We start from the raw sequence: 7633 nt of genomic DNA on the forward strand, positions 1-7633 counted from the left end.
CCACCGCCCACTGCCGCGTCCGCCGGCGCGGCCCTGACCCTGTTCCACCCCGGCAACCTGGGCCCCTGGCGGCCGATCGAGCCGCTGCTGGAGGCCGTACGGCGCTGGCGGCCCCAGGAGCAGGGTGGGCTGCGCATCCAGCTCTACGGCTATCTGTACGCAGCGGCGCGGGCGGCCATCCGCAACGAGCCCCGCCTGCGCCAGGTCGTGCAGGTCCATGCCGCCGTGAGCAACGGGCGCTCCCACCAGCTGGCGGAGGCGGCCGATGGCCTGCTGGTGCTGATCGGCCCCCGCCACAGCGACAACCTGCCCTCGAAGTTCTTCGAATACCTGCCCCACGCCACGCCGGTGCTGGTGGCCGGACCGGCGGGCAACCCGCTGCAGGCGATCGTCGAGGAGCTGGAGAAGGGGATCTACTGCGACATCGAGAGCAGCGCGGCCATCTTCGACGCCCTGGTGGAGCTGCGACAGCGGGCCGGCTGGTTCCGGGAGCGCCATCGCCACAACCGTGACGCCATCGCCGCCTATGCCGCCCCGGCGGTGGCCGCGGCCTGGGGGGAGGCCTTCGACGGCTTCCTGGCGGACCGTCCGGCGCCATGAGGGTTCTGCATGTCATCCCCTCGATCAGCCCGCTGCGGGGCGGCCCCAGCCGGGCCGTGATCGAGATGGTGGCGGCCCTGCGGCTCCAGGAGGTGGACGCCGCCATCCTCACCACCAACGACCATGGCCCTGGCCTGCACCCCGATCTGGTCACCGGCCGCTGGCAGCAGCACCAGGGGGTGCCGGTGCTGGCCTTTCCCCGCTGGAGTCCTCCCGTCGCCGCCCTGCGGGAGTTCGCCATCAGTCCCGGGCTGAGCTTCTGGCTGGCCCGCCACCTGAAGGACTACGACCTGCTCCACATCCATGCCCTGTTCTCCTACCCCTCCACCACGGCCATGGCCCAGGCGCGCTGGGCCGGCGTTCCCTACATCCTGCGCAGCATCGGCCAGCTGAGCCCGTGGAGCCTCGCCCAGAGCCGCGGCCGCAAACGCCTGATGCTGCGCCTGATCGAACGGCGCAACCTGCAGCGGGCGGCCGCCCTGCACTTCACCACCGTCGCCGAACGGGATGAGGCCGCCGCCCTCGGCCTGGCGCCCCCCAGCCTGGTGCTCCCTCTGGGGGTGCGCGGCCCCGAACCGGCGGCCGCTGCGGCGGGCGGCCGGGACGGCGCCGCACCGGTCCGCTTTCTGTTCCTGTCGCGGCTGCACCCCAAGAAGCGCCTGGAGAACCTGCTGGACGCCCTGGCCCTCCTGCAGCGGCTCCGGCCCGACGCCCCCTGGGAGCTGGCGATCGCCGGCGAGGGGGAGCCCCGGTACGTCGCCGGCCTGCAGGAGCGCAGCCGGCGGCTGGGCCTCGGAAGCCGCTGCCGCTGGCTCGGATTCGTGGAGGGGGAGGCCAAATGGCAGCTGCTGCAGGCGGCCGACTGGTATGTGCTGCCGTCGGCGGCGGAGAACTTCGGCATCGCGGCCGTTGAAGCGCTGGCCGCCGGCACCCCGGTGATCCTCTCGCCCGAGGTGGCCGTCGCCGCCGACGTAGAGCGCTGCGGGGCCGGCCTGGTCTGCGGCAGCGACCCCGAAGCCCTCACCCTGGCTCTCGGCCAGGCCCTGGAGCGGCCATCCCTGTCAATGCGGGCGTCCGCCCTTAACCTGGCTCAGATGGACTTTTCCTGGAGCACGATCGCCCTCCAGTTGCGAGACGCTTACCGCCAGCTGCTGACCTCTCCCGCCGGCCGATGACCATCCTGCTGCTGATCGTGATCTTCGGCGCCCTCGCCGCCGTGCTCCTCGACGGCGACTGGCGGGCCGGCCTGATGGTCACCCTGCTGCTCGGCTTCGTGCAGGATCCCCTGCGCAAGATCACCCCGGACCAGCCCGGCTACATGGTCGGCCTGGTGCTGATCGGCTTTGCCCTCTGCGGCATGGTGCTGCTTGAGCGGGCGGGCCGTTTCAATCTGCGGGCCATGTTCTGGACCGTGCCGCAGTTCGACGGCTGGGTGACCATCTACTTCACCCTGATCGCGCTGCAGAGCCTCAACAGCTTCGCCCGCTTCTCCGACATCCGCCTCACCGCCATCGGCGCCGCCTTCTACCTGGCCCCGGCCTTCGGTCTCTGGGTGGGCTTCCAGGTGGGCTGCTCCCTGCCGTTCCTCAAGCGGCTGCTGACCCTCTACCTGATCGGGTCGACGGTGATTGCTTTCACCGTCTATCTCAGCTTCCAGGGGGTCGACCATCCCACCCTCCAGGAGGTGGGTGAGGGCCTGTTGATCACCTTCCGCCACGGCTTCTCCGCCCAGGGGGCCTCCGGCTTCTGGCGCACCAGTGAGATCGCCTCCTGGCAGCTGTCGGCGGCGGCCTGCATCGCGGCGTCGATGGGCATCGCCAGCCAGAAACCCACCAACCAGTTCGGGCTGTTGCTGCTGGCGGTCGGCTTCGCCTTCCTGACCATCCTCACCGGCCGGCGCAAGGCCCAGGTGCTGATCCTGGCCTTCGTAGCGATCTATCTACTGCTTTTCAGCCGCCGGGCCAGCCCCGCTTCCAAGGAGCGTGTGATTTCAAGCGTGCTCGGGGTAGCCGGGATCGCCTATCCCCTCTATGCCTTCATCCTCTCGGAGAATCTGGGCGAGAACTTCGGCGAGTACACCAACCGCTCCCTGACCATCCAGCAGGACCTGGTCGAACGCTTCGATTCCCAGGGCATCGGCGCCACCCTGCGTGCCATCGAGATCTCCGACGGCATCGGCATGGGCGTGGGAGCGGGCGCCAGCACGGGCGGCCTGATCCGCAATGCGGCCCGCGATGCCATCCAGAGTGTGGCCTTCGTCTCCGAAGGGGGCGGCGGCCGCCTCATCCTCGAACTGGGCATCCCGGGCATCGTTGTGCTCGGCGTGATCCTCGTGCTGCTGGCCCTGGTGCTGCTGCGCAACTTCCGCCTGCTGAAGCAGCTACCCCAGTCCACCTCCGCCCTGCTGATGGGGCTGATGTCCTTCGCCCTCGCCAACGTGCCGGCCTTCTTCTCGGCGGCCCAGCTCTACGGCGACCCTTTCGTGCTGATCCTGATGAGCCTTTGCCTGGGTTCCTTCCTGGCCATCCCCACCCTGGTGTCCCAGCAGCAGGAGCAGTGGACGCTCTGGCAGGAGCAGCAGCACCAGCGCCAGCTCGTCCTGGAGCAGCACTCCCAGCCCCAGGCATGAATCGGAACGAGCCCCCTGGAGCGCTCCTCACCGCCCTGATCCTGACCCACAACGAAGAAGCCAACATCGGCCGCACCCTCGACCACCTCGGCTGGCTGGACTCCATCCTGGTGATCGACAGCGGCAGCAGCGACGCCACCCTCGCGATCCTCGCCAGCCATGCGTCGGTGCGGGTGCTGCATCGGCCGTTCGACAGCTTCGCCGACCAGTGCAACTTCGGCCTCGACCAGATCGCCTCCCCCTGGGTGCTGAGCCTGGATGCGGACTACCTGATCCCGCCGCCGCTCGCCGCCGAAATCCAGGCGGTGATCAGGGATCCGGCCGCCACCGTGATGGCCGGCTTTGCGATCCCGTTCCGTTACTGCATCGGCGGTCGGCCCCTGCGCAGCGGCATGCTGCCCCCGCGCACCAGCCTCTATCGCCGTGGCCTGGGCCGCTACCGCAACGACGGCCACGGCCACCGCATCGTCCTGTCAGGACCCGTGGGACGGCTGCGGCAGCCGATCTTCCATGACGACCGCAAACCCCTGCAGCGCTGGCTGGCCTCCCAGGGCTCCTACCTGGCGATCGAGGCAGCCAAGCTGCGGACCACCCCCACCAGCCAGCTGTCCCTGGCGGATCGGCTGCGCAAGCACACGCCCCTGGCCCCCTATGCGGCCCTGCTGTTCTGCCTGGTCTGGAAGGGGGGGGTGCTGGAGGGCTGGCGCGGCTGGGCCTACGCCCAGCAACGCATGTATGCCGAACTGCTGCTCCATCTGATGCTCCTGGAGGACCGCTGCAGCCTCGCGACTCCCCCTTGAATGCCCACAGGAGCCTGCAGGATCTGGAGGTTGCCCTATGGTCCGCCCTGACCGCCGGTCTGCCCGCTTCGAGTCACCCGTCGATTCCCCCGTCTCGCTCTTCTCGATGCCCTCGATCCTGATCACCGGCGGCGCCGGTTTCATCGGCGTCAACGCCGCCCAGCACTTCGCCTCCCTGGGGTGGGAGGTGGCGATCCTCGACAACCTCTCCCGCCGGGGCACCGAGGACAACCTCCGCTGGCTGCTCGATCAGCATCCCGCCATCGCCTTCCACCGGGTCGACATCCGCCAGGCCGACGCCCTCGCCGAGGTGGTGGCCGCCGTCCGTCCGTCCATGCTGCTGCACCTGGCGGCCCAGGTGGCGGTCACCACCTCCTACACCAACCCCCGGGAGGATTTCGAGATCAACGCCCTGGGCACGTTCAACGTGATGGAGGCGTTGCGGCTCCAATCGCCTGAGAGCTTCGTGCTCTATGCCTCCACCAACAAGGTCTACGGCGGCATGGAATCGGTGCCGGTGGAGATGACCCCCCACGGCTATCGCTTCCGCGATCTCCCCTCCGGCGTGCCGGAAAGCCAGCCCCTCGATTTCCACTCCCCCTACGGCTGCTCCAAGGGGGTCGCCGACCAGTACACGATCGATTACGCCCGCATCTACGACCTGCACACCTGCGCCTTCCGCCAGTCCTGCATCTACGGCACTCGCCAGTTCGGCATCGAGGACCAGGGCTGGGTGGCCTGGTTCAGCATCGCCGCCCTGCTGGAGCGGCCGATCACCCTTTACGGCGACGGCTGGCAGACCCGGGACGTGCTCGATGTGCGCGACCTGGCCCGGGCCTACGAGGCGGCCTGGCACAGCCGCGACCGCATCAGCGGCCAGGCCTTCAACATCGGCGGCGGCCCCGTCAACACCCTCTGCCTGCGGGATCTGCTGCGCTTCCTGGAGGAGGAGCTGGCCATCACGCTCTCGCCCCTCAGCGGCCAGTCCCGGCCCGGCGACCAGCCGGTGTTCATCTGCGACGTCTCCAAGGCCGCCGAGCAGCTGGGCTGGGCACCGCAGATCAGCGTCGATGCCGGCGTGCGCCACCTGATCCGCTGGGTCCGCGACAACCGCGATCTGTTCGGCTGGCTCAGGCAATGAGGCGGCCTCGGGCCCTGGTCAGCACCATCGAACCGGTCGACGGGGGCGTGCCCGCCATGACCACCGCGGTCACCCGGATGCTTGAGGAGCTCGACATCGAGCCCGTCTTCGCCTGGTACGCCCCCTGGAGCACCCATCCGCGCCTGTCGGTGCCGCTGCATGCGCTCCCCAGCGGCCGGAAGCCTGGCCAGATGCAGCGCCGCGTCTACGGCGACCATGGGGGCCATGGCCTGGGGGCCTGGCTGCCGGAGCTGGAGTTCACCCATTACCTGCCGCGGCGGGCCTGGCGGGAACTCGTGGCCGGCTGCGACCTGCACCTGTCGGTGACGGGCAATCCCCTCTGCGCCGTCCCCTTCGCCCGCCTGGGGATTCCGTTCCTGGCCTGGGTGGCCACCCCCTGGAAGGAGGATCGTGTCGACCGCGTCCGGGGGTTTTCCCGGCCCCGACGGCTGCTCGACCGGATGCTCAACGGACCGGTGCTGCAGCGGCTGGAGCGCCAGGTGCTGCGGGCTCCCCGGGGGCGGATCCTGGCGTTGAGCGGCTACACGGCGAGGGCCCTGGAGGCGCTAGCCCATCGCCCCATGGACGGGGTGATGCGGATGCCGGTGAATCCCGCCGTCTTCCGTCCCGCCCCGGAGCGGCTGGTGCCCTGGCGCATCGGCTTCGCCGGGCGCTACGGCGATCCGCGCAAGCACATCACCCTGCTGCTGGAGGCCGTGGCCCGCCTTGTCGCCGCCGGGCACCCGGTCGAGCTCGTGCTGGCCGGCGAACAGGACGTCGATCGCCTGCGCGGCCCCCTGGTGGCGATGGGACTGGCCGACCGGGTCCGCTGCCTCCCCTGCCTGGCCCCCGCCGCCCTGGCTGAGGTGCTGCAGACCCTGGATCTGTTCGTGATCCCCTCCCACCAGGAAGGGCTGTGCATCGCGGCCCTGGAGGCCATGGCCTGCGGCGTTCCGGTCGTGAGCACCCGCTGCGGCGGCCCGGAGGACTACGTGATCGACGGGATCACCGGCCAGCTGGTGGCCAGCGATCCCGCCGCCATGGCGGCGGCGATCGCAACGATCAGCGCCGACCGGCACGGGCGTGAGCGTCTGTCCGCCGGCGCGCTCACGTGGGTGCGGGAGCAGGCGAGCCCCCAGGCGGCCCGGCGCACCTTCCGGGCCCACCTGGAGGCGATCGCCCCCCCCGGCAGGATTCCCTCCCTGCGGGAGGCCTAGGGCCGATGTGCGGCATCGCGGGCCAGCTGGGCAGGGACCCGGGCGACTTCGCCGCCAGGGTCGGCCCGCGCCTCGCCCACAGGGGCCCGGATGACGCCGGCGTCTGGCAGGACGCGAGGGCCTGCCTGGTGCACCGGCGCCTGGCGATCCTGGATCTCTCGCCCCTGGGCCACCAGCCGATGGCCTCCGCCTGCGGCCGCTGGCAGCTGGTGTTCAACGGCGAGATCTACAACCATGCCGAGCTGCGCCGCCGGCTCGAGGCGGAGGGGCAGCACTTCCGGGGCAGCGGCGACACGGAGGTGCTGCTGGCCTGGCTGGTGAGCCGGGGCCTGGACGGGCTGGGGGCGCTGCGGGGCATGTTCGCCTTCTGCCTCTACGACACCCAGGAGCGCAGCGCCCTGCTGGCTCGCGATCCCCACGGCATCAAGCCCCTCTACCTGCGCAGCGGCCCGGGCGGCAGCCTTGCCTTCGCGTCGGAGCTGCGGGCCCTGCTGGCGGCCGACGGCAAAGCACCGAGCCTGAATCACCAGGCCCTGGGGCGCTACCTGGCCACCGGATCGGTGAGCGAGCCCGACACCCTGGTGGCAGGGGTGCAGCGTCTCCCCTGCGGCCACGCCGCCAGCTGGCGCCAGGGTCGGCTGACGCTGCAGCCCTGGGGAGCCCTGCCGGAGAGCCTCGTGGGCGCCACCGGCGCCGGAGCGATGACAGCGGCCGAAGCGGTGGCCCTCACCCGCTCGGCCCTCGAGGATTCGGTGGCGGCCCACATGGTCAGCGATGTGCCGGTGGGGCTGTTCCTCAGCGCCGGGCTCGATTCCGCCTCGCTGCTGGCGCTGGCCCCCCGGGGCCTGCACACCTTCACCATCGGCTTCGGCACGCCCGGCGCCGGCAGCTTCGATGAATCCGGGCCGGCGGCCCGCATCGCCGCCCACTTCGGCGCCCATCACACGCCCCTGAACCTCACGGCGGACCAGGCCCGCCAGTGGCTGCCGGCCTTCCTGGCCAGCCAGGACCAGCCCTCCATCGACGGCTACAACACCTGGTGCGTGGCCCGGCTGGCCACGGAGCACGGGCTGAAGGTGGCCCTCTCCGGGCTCGGCGGCGATGAGCTGTTCGGTGGCTACCCCAGCTTCCGGATGGTGCCGAAGCTGCGGCGCTGGCGGCGCCTGATCGGCCCCGCCGGACCCCCGGCGGCGTGGCTGCTGCAGCGGCTGCCCCAGGGGCGTCGGGCCAGGCTGCAGCGCATCGC

The 7633-nt window shown here is 71.0% G+C and carries 7 protein-coding genes; all 7 read left to right on the plus strand.

The window, feature by feature from the left end:
• The coding region (locus VB737_RS13065) for a glycosyltransferase family protein (RefSeq protein ID WP_500313575.1) at positions 1-600 on the plus strand (600 nt) is incomplete at its 5' end.
• A complete protein-coding gene (locus VB737_RS13070) occupies positions 597-1775 on the plus strand; it encodes a glycosyltransferase (protein ID WP_500313577.1) in 1179 nt (392 codons plus the stop codon). The genes VB737_RS13065 and VB737_RS13070, both read left to right, overlap by 4 nt.
• A complete protein-coding gene (locus VB737_RS13075; RefSeq protein ID WP_500313579.1) occupies positions 1772-3229 on the plus strand; it encodes a hypothetical protein in 1458 nt (485 codons plus the stop codon). Before VB737_RS13070 ends, VB737_RS13075 begins: the two co-directional genes overlap by 4 nt.
• The gene (locus VB737_RS13080) at positions 3226-4029 is read left to right on the plus strand and encodes a glycosyltransferase family 2 protein (protein ID WP_500313581.1); all 804 of its coding nucleotides are present in this window, start codon (positions 3226-3228) and stop codon (positions 4027-4029) included. Before VB737_RS13075 ends, VB737_RS13080 begins: the two co-directional genes overlap by 4 nt.
• Positions 4030-4066: 37 nt before the next feature.
• A complete protein-coding gene (locus VB737_RS13085; RefSeq protein ID WP_500313583.1) occupies positions 4067-5170 on the plus strand; it encodes a GDP-mannose 4,6-dehydratase in 1104 nt (367 codons plus the stop codon).
• A 56-nt stretch (positions 5171-5226) separates the two neighbouring features.
• Complete coding sequence (locus tag VB737_RS13090; protein ID WP_500313585.1) at positions 5227-6387, plus strand: glycosyltransferase; 1161 nt, start codon at positions 5227-5229, stop codon at positions 6385-6387.
• Between the two features lie 5 nt (positions 6388-6392).
• A partial coding sequence (gene asnB / locus VB737_RS13095; protein ID WP_500313586.1) for an asparagine synthase (glutamine-hydrolyzing) occupies positions 6393-7633 on the plus strand: 1241 nt, incomplete at its 3' end.

Source organism: Synechococcus sp. BA-120 BA3 (genome assembly GCF_034931285.1).
Lineage (GTDB): Bacteria > Cyanobacteriota > Cyanobacteriia > PCC-6307 > Cyanobiaceae > Cyanobium.